The 22,420-nt window shown below is 37.1% G+C and carries 15 protein-coding genes; 10 read left to right on the forward strand and 5 right to left on the reverse strand.

Features of this window, described 5'->3' with window-relative positions; translation table 11 throughout:
* Positions 1-145 precede the first annotated feature (145 nt).
* From JKA74_RS04615 to alr, 4 genes are all read left to right on the forward strand, one after another.
* On the forward strand, positions 146-2,455 hold the full coding sequence (locus JKA74_RS04615) for a penicillin-binding protein 1A (protein ID WP_201429974.1): 2,310 nt from the start codon (positions 146-148) through the stop codon (positions 2,453-2,455).
* Between the two features lie 249 nt (positions 2,456-2,704).
* Positions 2,705-3,925 (forward strand): ATP-grasp domain-containing protein, encoded by a 1,221-nt coding sequence (locus JKA74_RS04620; protein WP_201429975.1) that lies wholly within the window; start codon positions 2,705-2,707, stop codon positions 3,923-3,925.
* 182 nt (positions 3,926-4,107) lie between these two features.
* Positions 4,108-6,102, forward strand: a complete 1,995-nt coding sequence (locus JKA74_RS04625; protein WP_201429976.1) for a hypothetical protein — start codon at positions 4,108-4,110, stop codon at positions 6,100-6,102.
* A complete protein-coding gene (alr, locus tag JKA74_RS04630) occupies positions 6,096-7,253 on the forward strand; it encodes an alanine racemase (protein ID WP_201429977.1) in 1,158 nt (385 codons plus the stop codon). Before JKA74_RS04625 ends, alr begins: the two co-directional genes overlap by 7 nt.
* A gap of 88 nt (positions 7,254-7,341) precedes the next feature.
* Here the strand turns inward: alr and JKA74_RS04635 are convergent, their stop codons facing one another.
* The gene (locus JKA74_RS04635; RefSeq protein WP_201429978.1) at positions 7,342-9,624 is read right to left on the reverse strand and encodes a golvesin C-terminal-like domain-containing protein; all 2,283 of its coding nucleotides are present in this window, start codon (positions 9,622-9,624) and stop codon (positions 7,342-7,344) included.
* Positions 9,625-10,340: 716 nt separating this feature from the next.
* On the opposite strand from JKA74_RS04635, the gene JKA74_RS04640 reads away from it, so the two are divergent.
* Positions 10,341-10,604, forward strand: a complete 264-nt coding sequence (locus JKA74_RS04640) for a hypothetical protein (RefSeq protein WP_236587500.1) — start codon at positions 10,341-10,343, stop codon at positions 10,602-10,604.
* A gap of 103 nt (positions 10,605-10,707) precedes the next feature.
* Here the strand turns inward: JKA74_RS04640 and JKA74_RS04645 are convergent, their stop codons facing one another.
* From JKA74_RS04645 to JKA74_RS04660, 4 genes are all read right to left on the reverse strand, one after another.
* Positions 10,708-12,060 carry a transglutaminase-like domain-containing protein gene (locus JKA74_RS04645; protein ID WP_201429979.1) on the reverse strand — a complete coding sequence of 451 codons (1,353 nt, stop codon included), beginning with the start codon at positions 12,058-12,060 and terminating at the stop codon, positions 10,708-10,710.
* A gap of 89 nt (positions 12,061-12,149) precedes the next feature.
* The gene (locus JKA74_RS04650) at positions 12,150-14,471 is read right to left on the reverse strand and encodes a PAS domain S-box protein (protein ID WP_201429980.1); all 2,322 of its coding nucleotides are present in this window, start codon (positions 14,469-14,471) and stop codon (positions 12,150-12,152) included.
* A gap of 26 nt (positions 14,472-14,497) precedes the next feature.
* Positions 14,498-14,872, reverse strand: a complete 375-nt coding sequence (locus JKA74_RS04655) for a hypothetical protein (RefSeq protein WP_201429981.1) — start codon at positions 14,870-14,872, stop codon at positions 14,498-14,500.
* On the reverse strand, positions 14,872-16,110 hold the full coding sequence (locus tag JKA74_RS04660) for a sterol desaturase family protein (RefSeq protein ID WP_201429982.1): 1,239 nt from the start codon (positions 16,108-16,110) through the stop codon (positions 14,872-14,874). The genes JKA74_RS04655 and JKA74_RS04660 overlap by 1 nt, the downstream gene beginning before the upstream one ends.
* A gap of 132 nt (positions 16,111-16,242) precedes the next feature.
* Between JKA74_RS04660 and JKA74_RS04665 the strand changes: the two genes are divergently transcribed.
* The 5 genes from JKA74_RS04665 to JKA74_RS04685 all read left to right on the forward strand — a co-directional run bounded on the left by JKA74_RS04665 (position 16,243) and on the right by JKA74_RS04685 (position 22,413).
* Complete coding sequence (locus JKA74_RS04665; protein WP_201429983.1) at positions 16,243-16,704, forward strand: hypothetical protein; 462 nt, start codon at positions 16,243-16,245, stop codon at positions 16,702-16,704.
* Positions 16,705-16,939: 235 nt separating this feature from the next.
* Complete coding sequence (locus tag JKA74_RS04670) at positions 16,940-18,802, forward strand: DNA topoisomerase IV subunit B (RefSeq protein ID WP_201429984.1); 1,863 nt, start codon at positions 16,940-16,942, stop codon at positions 18,800-18,802.
* A gap of 51 nt (positions 18,803-18,853) precedes the next feature.
* Positions 18,854-19,480: a SatD family protein gene (locus tag JKA74_RS04675; RefSeq protein WP_201429985.1), complete on the forward strand. Its 627-nt coding sequence runs from the start codon at positions 18,854-18,856 to the stop codon at positions 19,478-19,480.
* Positions 19,470-19,793: a hypothetical protein gene (locus JKA74_RS04680; protein ID WP_201429986.1), complete on the forward strand. Its 324-nt coding sequence runs from the start codon at positions 19,470-19,472 to the stop codon at positions 19,791-19,793. Before JKA74_RS04675 ends, JKA74_RS04680 begins: the two co-directional genes overlap by 11 nt.
* Positions 19,794-19,800: 7 nt before the next feature.
* On the forward strand, positions 19,801-22,413 hold the full coding sequence (locus JKA74_RS04685; RefSeq protein WP_201429987.1) for a DNA gyrase/topoisomerase IV subunit A: 2,613 nt from the start codon (positions 19,801-19,803) through the stop codon (positions 22,411-22,413).
* Positions 22,414-22,420 lie beyond the last annotated feature (7 nt).

Raw genomic sequence — 22,420 nt, forward strand, 5'->3', positions numbered from 1 at the left:
TTTAATAACATTTGTCTTCTATTTTACATCTTTCTGCTCAATATTCCCCAAACATCCATCGAACAAGGAATCCATTCCTTTTTTTCTGCTAAATCAGCACTTTTCATAGTGAAATTACGTTCTTCGCAGGATACTTAAACCTGATATGGAGCGAAAGAAGAACCAAAGATTAAAGAATACAATTTTCAAATATTTAGCACTCACGGCTTTATGCTTGTTTTTACTGACAATAGGCTTTTTGTGGAGCATAAAGGCAGGCTTGTTCGGCCCGCTCCCTGACCATGAATCCCTGGCCAAAGTACACAACCCGCAGGCCACTCGTATTGTAGATGAAACAAATGAAAACCTTGGCTATTTATACCGCTTCTATCGTTCAAATGTGACTTATGATGATTTACCACAACATTTGATAGATGCGTTGATCACTACTGAGGATGCTCGTTTTTATGAGCATAGCGGGGTGGATTACCGTAGTTTAGGAAGGGTTTTGTTTAAGACTGTCCTGTTGCAGGATCGGTCCGCAGGGGGAGGAAGCACTATTACGCAACAACTGGTCAAAAACCTTTATCCAAGAGATTATGATAATAAGTTTGAAATCCTGGTAATCAAAATCAAGGAAATCTTTATAGCGCAGAAGCTTGAGAAAATATATTCTAAAAATGATATCCTCACGCTTTACCTCAATACGGTTAGCTTTCCTGACAATACCTTTGGCATTCATGCCGCTTCAAAAACATTTTTCAATAAAGCCGTCAAAGATTTGAGCTTAACAGAGTCAGCAGTATTGGTGGGATCATTAAAAGCAACATATAGTTATAATCCACGTGTTTTTCCGGAGGCTAGCAAGTTGAGGAGAAATGTGGTGCTTTCCCAAATGAAAAATTATGGTAAACTCGATACTGAGCTTTTTGAGGAAACCATATTAACAGATATTGAGCTGGAATATAGATCTGTTAAACCTTCCGAAGGGGTAGCTCCTTATTTTAGGGAACAAGTAAGAAAGCAACTCACCAAATGGGCCGAGGATTATGCTAAAGAGAAAGGAGAAACCATAGATATTTATAGTGATGGTTTGATTATCCATACCACGCTGAATAAGAAACTTCAGATGATGGCTGAAGCTTCAATGAAAGAACATATGGCCGTATTACAAAAAGCTTTCGAAAACAATTGGGGCAATTCTCCTCCCTGGAAGAAGCAGGCTATATATAATGCTATAGTTCAAAAGACGGACTTTTATAAACAATTGGTGAGAGAAGGTAAATCTGAGGCTGAAATCCAGGAGGCTCTTCGCCAAAAGAATGATAGGGAAACCTTTGATTGGTCTGGAACTTCAATAAAAAAAATAAGTTTAATTGACAGTATTCAGAATAGCCTTAAAATGCTCCAGGCAGGATTTCTGGCAATGAACCCTGCTGATGGCGCCATTAAGGCCTGGATTGGAGGCATTGATTTTGAGCACTTTAAATATGATCACGTAGCCCAAAGCAAGAGACAAGTTGGCTCTACTTTTAAGCCACTGGTGTATACGGCAGCCCTGGAAAGTGGTGTAAAACCTTGTGATTACTTTTCAGCCAGTAGTGTAACTTATGCTAACCTGGAAGGCTGGACTCCCACCAATAGCGATACAGAAGATTATACTCATATTAATGTAAACATGCAAGAAGCTATGCGGAAATCCATGAATACGGTTTCCGTGAGGCTGATGGAAGAATCCGGCATTGCCGAAGTATTGAAATTAGCGCATAATGCAGGTATCAAATCTTCACTTCCGCAGGTGCCATCTTTGGCTTTGGGTACTGCGGAATTGAGTATGCTGGAACTGGCAACTGCCTATACCACCTTTTTAAATAATGGGAAACCTTCAGAACCCTATTTTATCACAAAAATAACCAATGCAAAAGGGGAGGTATTGGCGGAATTTAAACCTGCAAAAGATACAGCACCTGCTTATTCAGAAGAAACACGTCAGGTTGTTTTGGAAATGATGCAGTCGGTGGTTAAAAGTGGTACAGCCTCCAGGTTAGGATGGAAATATAAACTTACACAAGATATTGCTGGTAAAACAGGGACCACCCAGAACAATAAAGATGGATGGTTTGTGGGTTTGCTGCCTAATTTGGTTACTGTTTCATGGGTTGGGGCTGATAATGGAGCCATTGGCTTTAGAAGCACTTCTGTAGGGCAGGGAGCTAACTCAGCCCTGCCCATTTTTGGACTGCTCATGCAGAAAGTAAAGGCTGATAAGGAATTGAGCAAAAAATACAATAAAAGTTTTCCCGCTCCTTCTGCAAAAGTTGTAAGGATGATGGATTGTCCACCAACTAAAGAGGATGGGTTTTTTAAGAAGCTTTTTACCAATAAAGACAAAGCCAAGACAAAGAATTTCGATGAGGAAGGCAAACAGAATAAAGGGCTTTTTAAAAAACTAAAAGGGATTTTCAAGAAAGATTAGTCCGGATTATTAGCCACGAAATTTTAATTTTCCCAATTAGATAGCTTATAACTTATAGTATCAGCCCACGTAAACCAAGTGTAGCCTTTCTTTATATGGCAATTTGCTGAATATCCAGTTATTCATAATATTATTTTGTCTTTTATAAAGAAATGATGTTGTTATAAGCTTTAAAGCCCATTTAATATGTTTTTAAATTGGTTATATGGCTTTATTTAATTATATATAAGAGAACTAAAAAAGAAAATTATGGCTAAATGTTTTGCACTAATGGGTTGGAGTTTACCTGTTATAGAAAGTATGCAAAAACTCAATAAACCTTATGTGGTTGTGTCCTTTCCGGATTTTGAAAATTATGCAAAAGAGAATAATATCCCTTTCGTTCCCTATCAATTTGATGAATGGAGTGATACTTCCAACTCACTTGATTTGCATGAAAAGTTAAAAGCTTTTGATGCGGATGTAGCAGTGCCTTTATTTGAAGAAACAGTAGAATGGGCCGGGGCTCTCAACTCCATTTACAGAGATGACCCTCGTGTGTTAAACCGTGCATTTCTGTTTAGAAATAAAGCCATGATGAAAAGAAAAGCACTAATTGGAGGATTGCGTGTAGGCTTATTTGAAGAAGTTCACAACAAAGAAGGTGTAAAGGCCTTTATGAAACGTTTGAACCAGGCCAATTTGCAGATAGATGGTGAAGAAGATAGCTGGGTTCATATCAAACCTTTTGCTTCGGCCGGGGCAGTAGGCCACAGATTATTACGCTCCATGAGTGATGTTGATGAAAAGTGTCAGGATGAGGATTTTCCTTGCCTGGCAGAAAGCCACTTACCGGGGCAGGAGTTTTCTTGTGAGGCTTTCGTACATGGAGGGAAAATTAAATTCCTGAATATAACAGAATACGTAAAATTAGGTTATTCCAATTTCATCCCTGAGGGAAATCTGTTGCATGGCAAGAGAGACAGGATCATGAAGGAAATGCAAAAATTGGTAGATCTGTTTGGTATACAGTATGGTATGATTCATCCGGAATGGTTTCTTACTGAGGACGACACTTTGAGTTTTGGTGAAGTTGCCTGCAGAATACCGGGTGGCCATATATTGGAATTAGCAGGAAAGGCGTATGATTTCGATGCCTTGGGTGCTTTTGTACTATGCCATGACCCTAGCCTGACGGATGAAGAATTGAAAGAAATTCTACCTCCTTTGGATGCACGTCCGAAACAATTTTATGGAAATGTGATGATCTATCCGCATAAAAATTCGATTTCTAAATTAGAAATCCCTGAAGAGTTGAAAGAAGAACCTTACTTCTTAGACCATAACCTCATTCCACCAATGACTACACAAAAAGTAAGTGATAGAGAAGGCTTTGGAAACCATTTTGGTACAGTAAATTTTAAAGGGGAGGATCCGGATAGAATGACTGAATTATTATTGCATTATGAAAATGTAGATTTTTATCATTAATATCATGGGGGAACTTCATTGAAGTTTTCCCTGCTCTTATGAAAATAGTAATTAGAAATAATGTCATGCTTGTTAGTGATAACAAGCATGACTATTCTGAAATTTAATTCAAGTTCTCAAGGAGTTTTTATGAGTGACTTCTTAACATTTCGGAATGAAATACTTTAAATTATTTAGATTAAATGGTGGATCAAACACTAACAGAAAATAACAATCAGAAGTTACAAGAGCTTTTAAATGAGTTTTCTGAGGCAACTTCCCTTACTAAACCTGAAAAAGCTAGTAGGTTAATGGGGCAGATTGATGTCCTGACAGATTCAATGGAAGGTTATTCATTGATTTATAATTCAATAGGGGATATCTCTGAAGCAGGGATCTTTGAAAATTCTCCATGGGCAGATCCGGCCAAATTGGTGGCAGCATTGGTAAATGGCACTTTAAAAAGTGGACACCCCAATTCAACTATTGAGTTGTTAAGCGAGTTGAGACTTTTGGCAATAGCAAAAGGAGATTACAAATCAGGGAAAATTACGGCTGAGGAAGCCAATAATTTCATTCAAGAAGTAATTGTAGCAAATTTGGAATTCGTTTTCAATGAGCCGCTTGAAGAAACACGCCTGATCATGAGTGATCATGAATTGCATAAGGTACACAATCTGTTTCGCTTTTTATCGGACCGTATTCACCTGGATGATGTAAAGGAAACATTGGCAGAAGAACTAACATTAATCTGTGAGCAAAGACCAGTAGTTACTGAAAAGCAAAGGAAAATCATTGCCCTGGTAAAGGAAAAAATTGAACTTGACCCAAATCGTGAAGAAGATAAAAAACTACTAAGCTTCCAGCGCTGTATTTACAGGCCAACCAAAAATACAGTGGGCAAAAGTACGGAGCAGTATAAGAAACTTCTTTTAAGCTTGAATAATACTGAGCTTTATCTTGAAGCCCAGGAAATGAGCCAATCTATGTTGGAATATGGACTGGTAAGTCAATATCATGCAGTTTTATTAACATTTCTAATAGAGGGGAATCACCTGCAAACTGTTCCTGTTTGTATGGGATTGACACCCATTGGAGAAACCAGATGGAATGAACATACAACCTACCTATCGGATATTATTCTGAAAACTGTACATATTTATAATGCCCAGTGTATTTATGGATTGGCAAAAATGCTTGAGAATGGTGTGATAGCCAGAGAGGCGGTGAGATCTGGTCTTTCCAACCTCATGAGCATCAAAATCCATCCTAAAGTAGAAGAAAGAATATTAAAGTCAACCAAGAATCCACATCAGGCAGTAAGTGCGAGGCAATACTTAGTTGGGGCCTTATTTCGGATTCTGGGACAGCCATTAGGTGTAGGGCAGGGGAATAACCCTACCTGCCAAAGTGCGCGGGGCATTAGTATGTGGAGCCAACATGCACCTGCTAAATTAATCAATATGGTGCAAACAGCTGCTGTTACAAATGATTTAAGTTTCCGCTTTGAGGGACAGGAAATTAAAGCCTCTGAAATAGGGAAGGGTCTGGTGCAGAATTTGGATCATAACCTTGATGCAGTATCGGTTACTTTGGTGCCTATGCTTGACCGGGTCTATAACGAAATGATGTTGAGAGGTTCAGGAAGGGCAGAAGACCCCCATAAATGGGTGAATCCTGCACTTTATGGGCAATGGATTCAAATAGGATTTGCTTCAGCTTATGATTATTTCTCCAATGCCATTGTAGATTTTGATGGTTTTGTGAAAGTATTTTATGCAATGTGCCATCCTGAGTATAATGGCGGGCATCATCTTATTTATCCCAATCCTGTAGGAATATTTATTACCTCTTCCAAAGGAGATATGCTTGGTTTTCATGCTGTTTCTTTGTTACGCGTGGAGAAAGACCCTACCGGCCAGTACAGGGCGTATTTCCTTAATCCAAATAATGAGGGTAGACAAGATTGGGGGCAGAAAATTAAGCCTTCAGTGTTTGGAAAAGGGGAGAAACATGGGGAATCATCACTGCCAATACATGAATTTGCTGCACGAACCTATGCTTTTCATTTTAATGACTTGGAAGCAGAAAGCAAGCTGGATAACATTCCATTAGAAGAAATTCAAAAAGTAAAAACATTAGCCAAAGATAGCTGGGGGAAATCATATACCTGGCTGGAAATCAAGAAAAAATGGTAAAACATTCATCAAGAATTGAGCTGAAGAAATCGGCCTATAAAAACAATATAAACTTCATAAGAAAGAAAATAGGCGAACATGCGATCTTATCTTCAGTAGTTAAAGCCAATGCATATGGTCATGGAATAAACACCTTTGTACCTATGGCGGAAGCCTGTGGCATTCACCATTTTTCAGTGGCATCTTCTTTCGAAGCAGAAGAAGTTTTGAAGGCTTGCAAAAAGGAAACTCATATTATGATAATGGGCATACTATATGAAGAAGATATACCCTGGGCTGTGTCGCATGATATAGAGTTTTTTGTTTATAACTATGATAGATTGCCCAAGGTACTCGAAGCTGCGAAGAAATTAGGAAAGCCTGCCAAAGTGCATATTGAAGTTGAAACAGGGGCTAATAGAACAGGCATGAAGAAATCCGAATTTCCCAAGACTTTGACATTCCTGAAGAAGAATAAAGAACATGTTGTGTTTGAGGGGTTATGTACTCATTTTGGTGGTGCTGAAAGTAGGTCAAACGATTTTAAAATTGAAATGCAGCATAAGCGCTATAAAGAATTCCTGAAGCAGTGTAAAGAGAAGAAAATCATACCTAATTTAAGACATATAGCATGCTCTGCCTCCGCATTGGCTATGCCTGATACCGTCTATGATTTGGTAAGGATAGGAGTGGCTCAATATGGTTTCTGGCCAAGTCCTGAAATATACTATACGCATTTAAATGAGATCAATAAGAAAGCCGATTCAGCATTAAAGAGAATATTTACCTGGAAAACGGATATCATGGATATCCGCGATGTGCAACAAGGAGAGTTTATTGGTTATGGTACTGCTTTCCAGGCTACTCATAAAATGACCATTGCTGTGATGCCTTTAGGCTATTCCAATGGTTATCCCAGGGCGCTTTCTAACAGGGGACATGTATTAATTGATGGCAAAAAAGCACCTATTGTGGGACTTATCAATATGAATCTGTTTATGGTGGATATTTCCCACATTAAAAATGCTAAAGTAGGCGATGAGGTAGTGCTGATTGGACGACAAAATAATAATGTAATTAATGTCTCCAGCTTTACCAATAGCACACAGTTACTTAATAATGAAATGCTGAGCAGGTTGCCAGCTGTTATTCCAAGAACGGTAGTGAAATAATGGCAAATAATGGGAGACGATTTTTATTAAAATTAAAATTGTAGAGACGTGAATTTTACGTCTCTACAATTTTAATATTACTTATTTACTACAATATCATAATCCGCAGAATTTTTACAGCCTGTCCTTCCATTTCAATACGCAAATATTTAATTCCTTTCGTGAGACCTGCCCCGGCCAGGCTAACGGGAATACTTCCACGTCCTTCAACCGTTTCATTCCATTCCAGGCCTCCTGAAGCTCCCATGATCTTCAAGTGAAATACCTTTGATTCTTCAAAAGGGGATTTAATATTCATTAATTCCTTCACCGGATTAGGGTATACAACAATTTCATCAGAAGAAATGGAATCTTCTTCCACTTCGGAAATTAAGTTAGGAGAAGGTGCCGAAGCTCTGCTGGCATTATTACCAGTAGGAACTAATTTGAAGGCATCGGCTACCACATAGCCATTTGTATTGTCATTTTTCACCGTAATTTCAGCCTCGTTATCAAATGAATATTCTCCCAAAGAAACCCAGCGGGCATTATTGAGTCGCTGGTTTTTATAAACATCCGCAACACCATCGGAAGAGAGGATTTCATAATGGGTATTTGTGGCACGATTACTATGGGCAAACCATCGTGCAAATACTTCATAATTCCCCGGACTTACGGAGGCTGTATAAACAATGTCTTTATTCCCTTTCTGTCTATTCCCGTCATGAAAATAATCATCTCCATATTTGCTCGTGCCCCCTGATTGGCTTATTGTCCAATTATTGTTGGGTTCCACACCAGAATCAATATTATCTATTATAACAACAGGGTTATTATCAGGTGCACCTGGGCTTGATGTTACAGATTCAAATTTGATGGCATCAGCTACTACATAACCATTCGTATTGGTATTTCTGATACTTATTTTTGCATTGTTGGTAAAATCATAAACTCCCAGAGATACCCATTTTCCCCCATCATTTCGCTGGTTTTTTACCACTGTAGTAGTTCCTTCATCACTTTCAATATCAAAAGGAGTATTTGACGCTCTGTTGCTATGTGCAAACCACCAGGCAAATACCTCATAACTGCCTGAAGGGAGGTCTGTATTAAAAACCACCTTCTTATTGCCCTTACCGGAATTCCTGTCGTGGAAGTAATTATTTTTATGTTTTTTGTTTCCTCCGGAACTACTTGTTGCCCAATTTCCACTAGTAGTGACTTTTCCGGAATTATTGTCAATAACAATTGAGGTGTTGTTAGGGGTATTAGGAATCTCACTATTTGTTCTCGCTGTTAGCTTATTGGAATAGGAAGAATATCCATCCGAATTTTTGGCCCTCACTTTATAATAGTAAGTAGTATTTGGTTCCAGATTTTTATCTGAATAGCTCCTGGTGTTTCTGGAAGTGCTTTTTATTACTGAGAACCCATTATTGGAATTTAATGAACGTTCAATCTCGAAACCATTTTCATTGTTGGAATTGTCTTCCCATTTCAAGGTAAATTGTTCACTGGTAGTGTTGCTTGCCCTTAACTGAGTAGGTGCTTTTGGAGGATTCCCGCCTGTAGTTCCATCTCTTGACTGGGACAACATCCATTCATACAGATTAGGAGAATGAATGGAGTGATTGGTTTTATAGGCTCTATCCCATGATCCGCTATGGCCAACGCCCGCATATATAGTGAAAATAGGAGCGGGGTTGGCCCCACATGCAATCATTCCATTAATAGGTTTTTCTCCTGAGCTGAGTCCTATGGCATTATCATTGGCGCCATGAAAACCCCAGACAGGAATCTCTTTTTCTGCTACTATGCAAGCTTTAGTAAAACTGCCTTTACCGGCTACAGGCGCTAAAGCTGCAAAATAATTAGGTTCATTTTCTTCGGAATAAGCAGTTTCCCATGTGCCCTGACCGCCCATGCTAAGTCCGGTAAGGTATACTCTGTCTGGATCAATCCGGTATTTATTAAGTGCATACTGCACAAATGGAATCACTTCATAACCTTTCCAACCGTGTCTGTTGTTGCCTTGTTGGGGAGATAATACGATGAAACATTCTGTTTTGCCATTTACTTCAAAACACATTTTCTCTCCATTTTTGATAAGTTTTGGAGGGCCATGCTTTTTAACGGCTTCTAAAGCTGATGGTGAGCCATTGCCTCTTTCACCATGGCCATGCAAGAATATTATAGCCGGATAAAGTTTATTGTTGGATTCATAATCAGGAGGGAGGTACTCCAGGTATCCCATTCCGTTGTCGGCAATTCTAGGATCCTGTTGGGCGTATAGGCTGTTTACATAAAAACTTATAAGTATTGTCAATAAAAATGGTATTTTAGATAAACGGATTTTTTTTGGCAAAGCTAATTGCCCATAGTTTTTTTTCATAGTGCTTAGTTTTAATTAAACTGTTCAGTTTAAGAGGTTAAAAAATAGTTGAAATTTTGATGTTGGTGGTAATAGTTTTTGGTAAAAAAAATGTAATTATTTAACGAATAGTAATTAATAAACTGTTACATGATTTTGTATTTAATGTTATAGTATTTTACTGTTAACTAATTAACAACTATGGTTTTAAGTTTATTGCCTCTTCGAAGAATAAAAAATTTTGGCTATTGTACTTTTTAATCAATAAAAGAGCGAATATTAAAATAACAAGATTTTGTTCTTGTGTTATTATTAATAAAGTAAAATTTAATTCTGATTTTCGCGTAATCTCAGTACAGTATTGAATTATGAAAAGAATAGGATGTGTTTTGTTACTTCTGTAGATGATTTAATGTTCATGTGTAGAAAAATATGAATTTTCATGAAAATGACTGGCTAATCTCCGCTTTTACTATTTCTCAAAATAGATGGATTGATAAAGCATAATAAGACTTGCTAAAGAAGATGGAGAGAAATACCTTTTGTCAATTAAGTTAAATTATACCGATTTAGAGTAGTTTTAGAGTCATTTTGAATGACTATTTAGATATAGTTAAGGAAACCGCTATGATCAAAAATTTTACAACGGCCTTTGCATTTACCAAAATTTTGTATATTTGGTTTGAAGCGGTGGGAATCATCGTGGATTTTTGTTCATCACTAACTAAAATATAACTATGACGAATTTACTAAAAGGATTCAAAGCTTACGGTATAATGGCAATAGCTGCTATATTCTTTCTAACAGCAACTTTATCTTCTTGTGGAGATGCTAAAAAAGAAAGCCAGGAAAAAGAAACTACGGAAACAACTACAGAGCCTGCAATAGAAGAGGTTGTGCCTGAGGAACACCCAACAGATGAAGAACATCCTACGGATGAGGAACATCCAACTGACACTACTGAAAATGCTACCGAAGAAGTATCAGAAACAAAGGAATAATTTAATAAAATATAGAGGGGATTAAAAACCCTTACTTAAGAGTTGAAAATGTCCGGATTGTATAATCTTTTATACTTTGCCGGACATTTTTTTATACCAGAATTTATTTACTTTTCCTTTTGAAAGAGAAGGAAGGCATTGCTGAAACTGCTTGTCCATCAACTTCTAGTAGAGGATAAGCTAAGAAATTCATTGGTCCACTATTGGGACCTTGTTCAATGGAAATATCCCTGCCGCGACTCAATTCAATACGATTGGCAGGATGTCTCCCAAAGTAATAAGTAGCAAGTGCAGTATATTTATTCGCTTCACTGATATCGACAGGCCACCATTTTCCTTCAGCATAAAATTCTGCCCAACAGTGATATCCATCTATTCCTCCTTCATTTCTATCGGATGGAATAGCTGCTCCAATAGCAAAACGAGCTGGTATGCCTGCTGACCTGGCCAGGGAAATAAAAAAGGAATGGAACTCCGTACAGTTTCCACCTTTGGAATCACAAGCAAAAACAGCATCTCCTTTGCCATGATTTCCATCTTTTCTGTAGTTCATATTATCAATTATATAATCATAAATTGCCCTTGCTTGCATGAGGTCATCATTCTTTTGCTTTAAACCTATAATGTCATTTGCAATGTCTCCAAACCTGCCTCCAACAGGAACCAATTTACTGGAGGTTAAGTATTTGTCAAGATTGGGCTCTTTTGAAGAATAAGGATTTTTTTCAATACGCTCTACTTCATAAACGATTGCTATTTTTTGTCCGCTATGTTCAGGGCCTAACTCCAGTAATAAAATGGTGTTGTTATTTTCTTTATCCTCAATCATTTGCTGTTTGCCGGGAACCTCAAGTGATTTGATCTTAATCTTTTGAAAATCATCACTTTTTGCTATTGGAATCCACATTTTGGCATTTTTATTCAAATCGGGCAGAGTAGATTTGTATAGAAATTCGAATTTATCCTTGTCCTCAATAATTCCCAAAAGATCATTGGAAGCACCCTCAAATGCCACTCTATGCCATGTTTTATCTTTTCTTTGTTTCCATGAATAAAATGGTTTTCCATTAAGCTTATGCACCGTAGTTTCTGTGACATCCATATCTCCCGGATCACCCGATAGAAAGAAATCAACATCATATACCTCTCCACTTACATCTGCTAAATCCACACAAGCAAAATGTCGTTGTGGCCCAAGATTGGATAAATATTCTGTATGAACCCTGACCAGTTTCAAGCGTAGCTCTTGATCTCCATTTTTGATATGAAAGAATCCATCTCCTTCCAGGGTTTTTTCCGCAATATAGCTTTCAATTCCCACCTCAATATCTGCTATATTAATTTTTTCTTTAACCTTCTTAGAAATGTTGTTACCTACCTTCTTAGCATTTTTTATTTCTGATTGGCAGCCTATAAGCAGTAAAATCCATCCGGCTAATATAATTCGTATGACCATTTTTTTTGAGGTTTCTTTCTAAAAAAGAAGAACCTGCCACATGAGAGCAGGTTCTTAATTGATTATTTAATTATTTATAACGTAACCGATTATTTCCCACCTAGTTTTTTCTTCAACTCCTCATTTTCTTTTTCAGCCTTTTTTAAAGCTGTGATATCTTTCGAAACGGTTGAAATACCAATTACTTCGTTTTTGTCTCCCAGAATGGGTTCGCAGCGGGTTTCTATAATTAAATTACCAGCTTCCATTTCCCTCACTTCTTCAACTTTCACTTTTTCACCTTTCAAAGCCTGGTCATACCTGCTTTTCCACTTTTCCATCTGGTCTTTTGGTAACAGGTTCAGTATATTCATTCCTGCTTTTAGGTCTATGCCCGATTGCTTATATCTTTTTTGAAGTACTTCATTAACCACTAGTATGTTATATTCCCTATCAATGGCAAAATAAGTGTCTTCTGTATTGTTAATCATTCCATCCAATACATAACCTCTTTCTTTCATTTTTTGAGCTACTTCCTCTTTTTGAAGCTCCATGTTTTTCTGTTCTGTAATATCCCGGGAGAATATAGTAGCACCTGTTATTTCACCATTTGTTTCCTTAATAGGATGGATATCATAATGTCTGTAGGTGTTTTCTCCTTTTACGCTACTCTTGATGGTGAAAGAAAGCTTTTCACCATTGAAAGCGCGGTCATAATAGCCTTTCCATTCTTCTTTTACATCTCCCAACATATCCAGGGCATTGCTTCCTTCGGACATGCTTTCATACTGTGTGCCTTTATATCTGTCCTTTATTACCTGGTTCATCACCAGGATGGTATAATCTTTATCAATTAGTATAATGGAGTCGGTGGTATTGTTAATTAATGCATTTAAAGTGGATTCCTTAAAACCCATTTCAGCCTGAGCTCTGGCCATTTCTTCCTGGGTAGCTTCCATTTCCTCCATGTTCTGGCGCATTTCTTCTTCTTGCGCACGCATTTGCTCTGTCATCGATTGTGATTCCTCCAGGAGCACTTTGGTACGTTCATTAGTTTTTGCATTTGCAATGGTAGAAGCAATGTTTTCTCCCAGCTTTTCCACAAACTCCACTCGATATTGTGGAATTGGTTTAATAGAAGCTATTTCTACTACTCCTTTAATTTGCTCATTGATTTTTAGGGGAACTATTAATATGCACCTTGGCAGTGTTTCTCCCAATCCGGATTTTATTTCAACAAAATTCTCAGGAACTTCTGTTAGATAAATTTTATCTCCTTCCTGAACAGCCTGGCCTATTAAACCCTCGCCAATGCTGATCTCTTTGTTTAGTCTTTTCCGTCTTTCATAAGCATAAGCTGCTTCAAGAACAATTTTGGGCTCTTCATCGTCATTCAAATCTGGCTCGGTAAGCACAAATAAAGCACCTTGATTGGCTTCCATGTATTTCACCAAATTTGAAATAATTTGATAGGATAGTTCTTCTATATTGTCATTATTGTTTCGCAGGATGTCTGCAAACTTGGCCAAACCTTCAGTTACCCAATTCCTCTCTCTGTCAGCTATTGCTGATTTCTGCATCTGATCACGCATTTTTAAGAGGGAATTAGCCAGTGAATTGCTATCATTTTTATCCACTCCCTGATAATCTGCATCCAATTTCCCTTCTCCTATTTTAGTAGTAAAATCAGTAGCATGTTTTAAAATGTCAGCTAAAGAATTGATATTTCTGGCTATATAACCTAATTCATTTTTACTGTCAAATTTTATCTGTTCAGATAGGTTCCCCTTTGCCAGTTCCCTGGAAGTTAGGGAGATTTTATAAATTGGACTTAAGATCAGGTAGCGTACAATCCAATAAATAAGGAAAATTAATAATACAATATAGGCTAATAATATAATTAGAGCGACATTCTCTTCCTTCTCTTCTGCTTTTGCCAAATTATGCACATCCATTTCAATAGCATTAGCTTCTTTCATAAAAGCAGCATACTTTGAAGTAAGCTCATCCGATAATTCGGACAGAGACTTTTGGCCATCTTTCCAGGAATAAATGAGGTTTTTATAAGGATCCCACTTTGCTCTTAAATCATCAAGTGATGCTTTTAATTCCTTGTCTGGTGCCGATACTTTAATGGTTTCCTTACCTTTCAAATATTTACCACCTTGTTCAAAAGTATACAATAGTTTCTCAATTTCCCGCACTATATTTTCTGCTTTGGCTTCATTCTGAGAGAGCATATCAGGGTGGAGTGGGAGGGCTATCTTATTAATGTTGCCTAGTTTTTCCGAGCGTAGCAGGCTTTCCTCTGTGTAACCCAAATTTGATATAATGTAAAACACAGCAATTGCCAGAAGAATCATACCTGCACCCATAATGTAGGTTAGTCTTCTGATTTTCCAATCGTATAAGTTTCTTGTAAATTTTCCCATTATCGTTAATTACTAAAAATGTATTCTTACTTTATTTTCTGAATATTAAAATCGATTGCCTGGTCCAAAGCATTAAAGCGAATATAGAGTGCCCTAAAATATTGATCACTATAATTTTCACATTTTTTTCCAGGTTCTAAGTAATATATAAAAAACTTTTGACTTCTTTCGTACAATTCGTGCTGGTCTGCCTGGCCCAATAAACTAATTATTTCTGTTTGAGACAGCCCTTTCAGCTTCTTTTTCTGGTTTATTATTTCGTTGGCAACTGAAATACGGTAGGAGTTACACCCATTTTTATCACTTTTCCATTGGTTTAAATCTATATTGTTTAATTCAGGCATGCTTGAACAGCCGTATAAAATACATAAGAGTAAAAGTGATAATAGCTTGTTTTTCATTAAATAGTTTTAGTTGATTGTTGTACTGTACTTACAGTTGTTCTCTTAAAAAACAAAAGAATTCCAATGGAGAGGAATGAATAAACGAATAATCCATAAAAGAAAGGATCGAAATTTCCGCCCAAAATGAGAAACCCGATAGAAACAGGGGTCACTATCAGTCGAAAAACTTCTAAAGTAAAACTATACTTATTTTCTTCCAGCAGCAATCCACAGCTGAGTACACTAAGAATGATGAGTGCTACAGCTATAATTTGTTGTAGCATGGAAAGTTTCTCCGCCTGAAATAGAAACAAAGCGGTTCCTCCCAGAATGATAATATACTGAACCAAAACATATAAGCTAATGGCTGCACCTGCTTTTTGATTATATTTTTGATCGTCTTTCTTTACTTCAGGAATGGGCATTTGGCCTCCCATTTCTTCCGGACGCCATCCGGGTTTATTAAAAATGTAATTTAATTTATTCTTAAACCCTTTCATTTGTTTTAAATCCCCGGCCATTTCTACATAATGCTGCAAGTTTACCCACACAGGGTTCCAGCTTGCTGTGGGCTTGGTAATACCATAAGTTGGCTTTTCTTCTTCTTCCTGAAAGGTGCCAAACATTCTATCCCATATAATAAATACGCCAGCATGGTTTTTATCAATGTATTTTGGATTTCTCCCATGATGTACCCTATGATGAGAAGGGGTGTTCATAATCCATTCAAAAGGGCCTAGTTTACCAATGGTCTCAGTATGAATCCAAAACTGGTATACAGTCACCAAACCTGACATTAGCACAAAACTTAAGGTGTCAAATCCTAAAATGGCAAGTGGAAAATAAAAGAAGAATGTCCAGATAATCTGAAAAGAGCCTTGCCTTAAAGCCACAGAAAAATTGTAATCCTCGCTTTGGTGATGAACCACATGGCCACCCCAGAACAAGTTGATTTCATGGCTTTTACGATGTGCCCAATAATAGAAGAAATCCGCTAAAACGAATAAAATAATGAGATTGTACCATGTAGGTAAAATTTCAAATAGTGCAAAATTTTCATACACAAACTGATAGGCGGTTATACTTAATATTTTAAAAAAAATCCCCGTTACCTGCTGGGTTATCCCGCAGCTAATATTTGTAATAGCGTCATTTAAACGATAAATTCTATATTTTCTAATTGCCTGAATTAATAATTCAATCCCAATGAGAGCGAAATAAATCGGAATAGATAATATAATTGGATTGAAATCCATAAAATATAATTTTGTGAAACTTACAAGCAATTAAATGCTTCTCTTGCGAAATATAACATTTTGTACAAAAACTTCCTCAATAAATGGGGAAATACTCGACAAAGCCTTTAATTTTGTCATCAAATAATATCTATGGAAAGAATAGCACGCGCATTTCTCCTTGCAACAGGATTAGCTTATACAGTTTTACTTTTTTACGCATATGCTTATTTTGCAGATGCATCGTATGTAAGATTAAAGATCACTGATGAATTCTATGAAATCAGTAATAATACCTTCTTTTATACGGGCTTGATTCTTCCTGCAATAGTTATCCTTGTGTGTTACATGCTGGCCACTATCATTAAAAAACAACCTATTTCCCCTAGTTCTTATTTTAAAAACGAGAACTCTCGCAAGAGCCTCTATAGCTGGAGTATAAGTTTGGCCGGTGCTTTTAATTTATTCTTTGCATCGCTTCTTACAGTAGTTATTTTTATAAATAATGAGGAAGGTCTTCAGCAAAATGGTTATGTTCCCCTTTTAATAGTTAGCTTACTGATCATTGTATTCTGGATTCTATGGTTGCCATTGATTTTAATCAAAAATAAATAATTTTTTTTCATTGTATCAGAGTCAATTATAAGGCAGTTGTTAAGATTGCCTAAATAGCTCATTATCAATTTAATTTGTAGTCTTAATTAATGTAATACTTCATTTAACAATAAAGTATTGTCCTCCGTTTAAGGCTGGTTTTATTCAACCGACTTCAGATCAAAAGCTTTAAAATTTCAAAAAGCTTTGTAATTTTAAAATTTGAGTCCGATTTATCATTCAAGAAACATAACAGATGGCAGAAGTTCAATATACCGAAGATAGTATCAAATCATTAGATTGGCGTGAGCATATCCGGCTTAGACCCGGGATGTACATTGGTAAGCTGGGAGATGGTTCTTCTCCTGACGATGGTATTTATGTACTGGTGAAAGAGGTGATTGATAACTCCATTGATGAACATATGATGGGCTATGGCAAAACCATAGAGGTAAAAATTACTGACCAGCGCGTGGAAATCAGAGACTATGGAAGAGGTATTCCATTAGGCAAAGTTGTGGACTGCGTGAGTAAAATCAATACTGGTGGAAAGTATGACTCCACGGCTTTTCAAAAGTCAGTTGGTTTAAATGGAGTAGGTACCAAAGCTGTAAATGCTTTATCAGGGTATTTCAAGGCTCAGGCTTTTCGGGAAGGCAAAACCAAAATAGCGGAATTTGAAAAGGGAATTATTAAAACTGATGGTGAAATTATTCCTTCCAGTGGAAGAAATGGCACCTTCATTGCTTTTGAGCCGGATCCTACTGTATTTAAAAATTATAACTTTATTCCCGGCTTTTTAGAAGAGCAAATATGGAATTATGCTTTCCTAAATGCAGGTCTGACCATTAATTTTAATGGAGAAAAGTTTCACTCTGCCCGTGGGTTGTATGATTTGTTGGAGCATAAAACCGATGAAGAAAACAACCGCTACCCGATTATTCAGATAAAAGGAGAGGATATTGAAGTGGCTATGACACATGCCAACCAATATGGAGAGGAGTATTATTCTTTTGTGAATGGTCAGAATACCACTCAGGGAGGTACTCACTTAATTGCCTTTAAAGAGGCAATAGTACGAACTATTCGTGATTTCTATGGGAAAAATTATGATCCTTCAGATATCAGGCAAAGCATTGTAGCTGCAGTTGCAGTTCGGGTGCAAGAGCCCGTATTTGAGTCACAAACGAAAACCAAACTAGGTTCTCAAAGCGTTGGGCCTGATGGACCGACTATGCGGACATTTATTAATGATTTTGTAAAGAAAGCGCTGGATGATTACCTTCATAAAAATCCTCAAACTGCTGATGCCCTGCAGAAACGAATTATGCAATCGGAGCGGGAACGTAAGGACATGGCAGGCATTAAAAAACTGGCCAATGAAAGAGCCAAAAAAGCCAATTTACATAATAAGAAATTAAGGGATTGCCGGATCCATTATGATACAAAGCACGAAAAGCGTGATGATACCATGATTTTTATTACCGAGGGGGATTCTGCTTCCGGTTCTATCACTAAGTCACGTGATGTGCAAACCCAGGCAGTATTTAGTTTGAGAGGTAAACCATTGAACTGCTATGGTAAAACCAAAAAACTGGTGTATGAAAATGAAGAATTCAATTTATTACAGCATGCACTGAATATTGAAGAAGGCCTGGAAGGATTACGCTACAGAAAAGTGATTATTGCTACTGATGCCGATGTAGATGGGATGCATATTCGCTTATTGTTGATGACTTTCTTCCTACAGTTTTTTCCTGATTTAGTAAGGGATGGCCATTTATATATTTTAGATACTCCTTTATTCAGGGTGAGAAATAAAAAAGAAACTATTTACTGCTATACCGATGAGGAGAGGAGAAATGCCATTGCCAAGTTGGGCAATAAACCGGAAATCACCCGATTTAAAGGTTTAGGTGAGATTTCTCCTGATGAATTTGGTGCTTTTATTGGCGAATACATCAAACTAGATCCTATTATTTTAAATAATCAGACCAAAATAAAAGATTTGCTAGGCTTTTATATGGGTACAAATACCATGGAAAGGCAATTGTTTATTATTGATAAATTAAGAGTAGAGAAAGATTTAGAAGAGGTGATTGCCAGTACAGCTGAATGATTTTATTGTAAAAAAATTGCAAAAACATATTATTTGTAATATTTTTACAAAATGAAATCTCATATAATAATGGCTGATATCATTAAAAGCTCTGATCATAATGGTTCGGAACTAATGTCAGCATTTAAAAATATAGTAAAACAGGTAAATGATCAGATGGCAAATGAAATTATCTCTCCTTTAACCATTACTTTAGGAGATGAATTTCAGGGAGTTGTAAAATCATTGCCGGCCGGTATAAATTTGGTTTTTCAATTTGATAGACTTTTGCTTGAAAAGGATTTCAATCTTAGGTTTGTTTTAAATTATGGAGAAATAGAGACAGCTATTAATCAGGATAATGCTTACGGCATGCTGGGAGAGGGCCTGACTCTGGCAAGGGAACAGCTGGAAACTGTAAAAAATGGAGATAACAGATTCAGCATCAATGGCTATAATGAAGAAATTGTAAGTTTGCTGAATAAAGGATTCAAGCTATACGATTATTTTTATAGCCAATGGACTACAAAAGAACGAATGATTGTAAGTGAGTTTTTGAAAGGAAAAGACTATAAGGAAGTAGCTAAAATATTTGAAAAAGATATTTCTACCATGTGGCGTAAAGAAAAGAGTTTAAATATTGCAGAATATAATACAGCAAAAGAAATGATTCAAATAATTGGTAAAAATGCAGCTTAACGCCTACCATGTTATAGGAGTGATTATTTTAATGGAATTATTAAGTATCCTGTTTTTTTGGATGCTTGCTAAATATAATAGCGGAAATATAAGCCTGAATAGTATACTAAAGGGGATCATGGAAAGATTTTTCGTGACTTTTGCTCTATGCCTTGGCTATCCGCAGGCTTTAACCTTATTTGCAGCTTTGAAGATTGCTACACGGATTAAAGATGATTCCAGCATTTCAAATGACTATTATTTAATTGGCAATTTGATTTCGATATCATTCGCCCTATTTTATACAGAATTGATTAAAACACATATCCTTTAAAGATAGAATGGAGGAAAACAACGAAAATAACGAGCACGAAAATCAACCAAACGGAGAAGAGAAAGCTAAAATCACGAACGTTATCCCGGTATCCGGAATGTACGAAAACTGGTTTTTGGATTATGCTTCCTATGTTATTCTGGAACGTGCAGTACCAGCCAACGAAGATGGCCTAAAGCCTGTTCAACGCAGGATCATGCATGCCATGAAAGAGATGGATGATGGTCGTTTCAATAAGGTAGCAAACATCATTGGCCAAACCATGCAGTATCACCCTCATGGGGATGCTTCTATTGGTGATGCCATTGTGAATTTGGGCCAAAAGGATCTGCTCATAGAAACTCAGGGGAACTGGGGAGATATCCGCACCGGTGACAGCTCAGCAGCACCAAGGTATATTGAGGCGCGTTTATCTAAATTTGCCCTCGATGTGGTATTTAATCCACAAACCACTAAATGGCAGCTCTCCTATGATGGACGTAAAAAGGAGCCTGTCACACTTCCGGTTAAATTCCCTTTGCTATTGGCGCAAGGGGTGGAAGGTATTGCTGTTGGGCTTTCTACAAAAATATTGCCCCACAACTTTATAGAATTGATTCATGCCTGTATTGATATCCTTAAAAATAAGAAAGTTGAGATATTTCCTGATTTCCCGACAGGAGGAATGGCTGATTTTTCAGAATATAACCAAGGCTTAAGAGGCAGTAGAATAAGAGTAAGAGCAAGAATTGAAGAAGGTGATAAACGTGTTTTATTAATAAAAGACATTCCATTTGGAACTACTACTACCGGTTTGATCGAATCTATTATCAAGGCTAATGATAAGGGCAAGATCAAAGTGAAAAAGGTGGTGGACAATACTGCCAAAGATGTAGAAATTGAAGTGCAATTGGCACCAGGACAATCTCCGGACATTACCATTGATGCCTTATATGCTTTTACGGATTGTGAAGTATCCATTTCACCTAATGCTTGTATCATTATAGAGGATAAGCCTCTTTTTATGCCGGTAGATGAAATTCTGAGAAGGAATGTGGCCGATACGGTCGACTTACTTCAGGCAGAGTTGGAAATCAGGAAAGCAGAACTGATGGAGAAAATCCTCTTTTCTTCCCTGGAAAAGATATTTATTGAAAATAGAATTTATCGGGATATAGAAGAATGTGAAACCTGGGATGCTGTTTTAACCACAATTGATAAAGGTTTAGAGCCATTCAAACCGCAGTTTTATAGAGAAATCGTGCAGGATGATATTCTTAAACTTACAGAGATCAAAATCAAGCGTATTTCCAAATTCGATAGCTTTAAAGCTGACGAAATTATGCGCAAGATGGAAGATGAGCTGAAAGAAGTTGAACACCATCTATTGCACATTACTGATTATGCCATTGCTTACTTCAAAAAACTATTGGAGAAATACGGTAAAGGCCGCGAAAGACAAACTGAAATCAAGAATTTTGACACCATTTCGGCCAATACAGTGGCTGCCAACAATCAAAAACTATATATCAATAGGGCAGAAGGCTTTATTGGTTATGGAATGAAAAAGGATGAGTTTGTCTGTGACTGCTCCGATTTGGATGATGTGATCATTTTCAGAAGGGATGGCGGTTATAAAGTAGTGAAGATTGATGAGAAAGTATTTGTGGGTAAAGATGTAATCCATGTGGATATTTTCCAGAAGAATGATGATCGAAAGGTATATAACGCAGCTTATCTGGATGGAAAAACCGGACGGACAATGGTAAAGCGCTTTCAGGTGCTTTCTGTCACACGTGATCGTGACTATGATCTGACAAAAGGCAGCAAAGGATCCAAGGTGTTGTACCTGGCAGCTCGTGCTAATGGTGAGGCGGAAGTAATTAATGTAAAACTTTCCAATTCCTGCCGGGCAAGAGTAAAGGTTTTTGATTTTGATTTCGCTGAACTGGAGATCAAGGGACGTGGAGCCGGAGGGAATATTTTAACCAAGCATCCGGTTAAAAAAATAGAGTTCAAACTGTTGGGAGAAAGCAGTTTTGGTGGGCTTAAAATCCATTACGACAGGTCTATAGGGAGATTGAATACAGATGGAAGGGGAGAGTTGATAGGATCTTTCCATGGAGATGACAATATATTGGTTATCAATAAAGATGGCTCCTACGAATTGAGCAACTATGAACTGACCAATCGATTTGATGCTGATAAAGTCCTGCTGATTCAGAAATTTGACCCTAAAAAAGTGGTCTCATGTGTGTATTTTGATGGCGCTTCAAAAACTTATTTCGTAAAGAGATTCCTTATTGAAACACGTACTCTCAATAAACCTTTTGTTTTTATTAGCGAGCATAAAAATTCGGAATTAACAGTAGTTACCACAGAAAAGGATCCGCAATTGGAAATTGAATTCAGAAAGGGAAAAGGTCGTGAAAAAGAGACTGCTATGTTTGATTTCGATATGCTGATAGATGTGAAAGGCTGGAAAGCTATAGGGAATAAACTCTCTCAGTATGAAGTAACTAAAGTCAACTTAATTGCTGGTAAAGCTGAAGAAGAAGAGAGTGATTCCAAGGATTTCAAAGTTGGCGACTCTGTTGATTTAAGCTTACGAAATGATGATGACCAGTTAAATTTATTTTAGTGGAACC

Origin of the sequence: Marivirga aurantiaca (assembly GCF_016679925.1) — a bacterium.
Lineage (GTDB): Bacteria > Bacteroidota > Bacteroidia > Cytophagales > Cyclobacteriaceae > Marivirga > Marivirga aurantiaca.

What these genes read in the sequence shown, in the direction of transcription:
- JKA74_RS04640 (WP_236587500.1), top strand. Translation starts at nt 10,341, where the DNA reads ATGACGAATTTACTAAAAGGATTCAAAGCTTACGGTATAATGGCAATA.
- JKA74_RS04680 (WP_201429986.1), top strand. Translation starts at nt 19,470, where the DNA reads ATGCAGCTTAACGCCTACCATGTTATAGGAGTGATTATTTTAATGGAA.
- JKA74_RS04675 (WP_201429985.1), top strand. Translation starts at nt 18,854, where the DNA reads ATGAAATCTCATATAATAATGGCTGATATCATTAAAAGCTCTGATCAT.
- JKA74_RS04635 (WP_201429978.1), bottom strand. Translation starts at nt 9,624, where the DNA reads ATGAAAAAAAACTATGGGCAATTAGCTTTGCCAAAAAAAATCCGTTTA.
- JKA74_RS04655 (WP_201429981.1), bottom strand. Translation starts at nt 14,872, where the DNA reads ATGAAAAACAAGCTATTATCACTTTTACTCTTATGTATTTTATACGGC.
- JKA74_RS04660 (WP_201429982.1), bottom strand. Translation starts at nt 16,110, where the DNA reads ATGGATTTCAATCCAATTATATTATCTATTCCGATTTATTTCGCTCTC.
- JKA74_RS04645 (WP_201429979.1), bottom strand. Translation starts at nt 12,060, where the DNA reads ATGGTCATACGAATTATATTAGCCGGATGGATTTTACTGCTTATAGGC.
- JKA74_RS04685 (WP_201429987.1), top strand. Translation starts at nt 19,801, where the DNA reads ATGGAGGAAAACAACGAAAATAACGAGCACGAAAATCAACCAAACGGA.
- JKA74_RS04615 (WP_201429974.1), top strand. Translation starts at nt 146, where the DNA reads ATGGAGCGAAAGAAGAACCAAAGATTAAAGAATACAATTTTCAAATAT.
- JKA74_RS04625 (WP_201429976.1), top strand. Translation starts at nt 4,108, where the DNA reads ATGGTGGATCAAACACTAACAGAAAATAACAATCAGAAGTTACAAGAG.
- JKA74_RS04620 (WP_201429975.1), top strand. Translation starts at nt 2,705, where the DNA reads ATGGCTAAATGTTTTGCACTAATGGGTTGGAGTTTACCTGTTATAGAA.
- JKA74_RS04650 (WP_201429980.1), bottom strand. Translation starts at nt 14,471, where the DNA reads ATGGGAAAATTTACAAGAAACTTATACGATTGGAAAATCAGAAGACTA.
- alr (WP_201429977.1), top strand. Translation starts at nt 6,096, where the DNA reads ATGGTAAAACATTCATCAAGAATTGAGCTGAAGAAATCGGCCTATAAA.
- JKA74_RS04665 (WP_201429983.1), top strand. Translation starts at nt 16,243, where the DNA reads ATGGAAAGAATAGCACGCGCATTTCTCCTTGCAACAGGATTAGCTTAT.
- JKA74_RS04670 (WP_201429984.1), top strand. Translation starts at nt 16,940, where the DNA reads ATGGCAGAAGTTCAATATACCGAAGATAGTATCAAATCATTAGATTGG.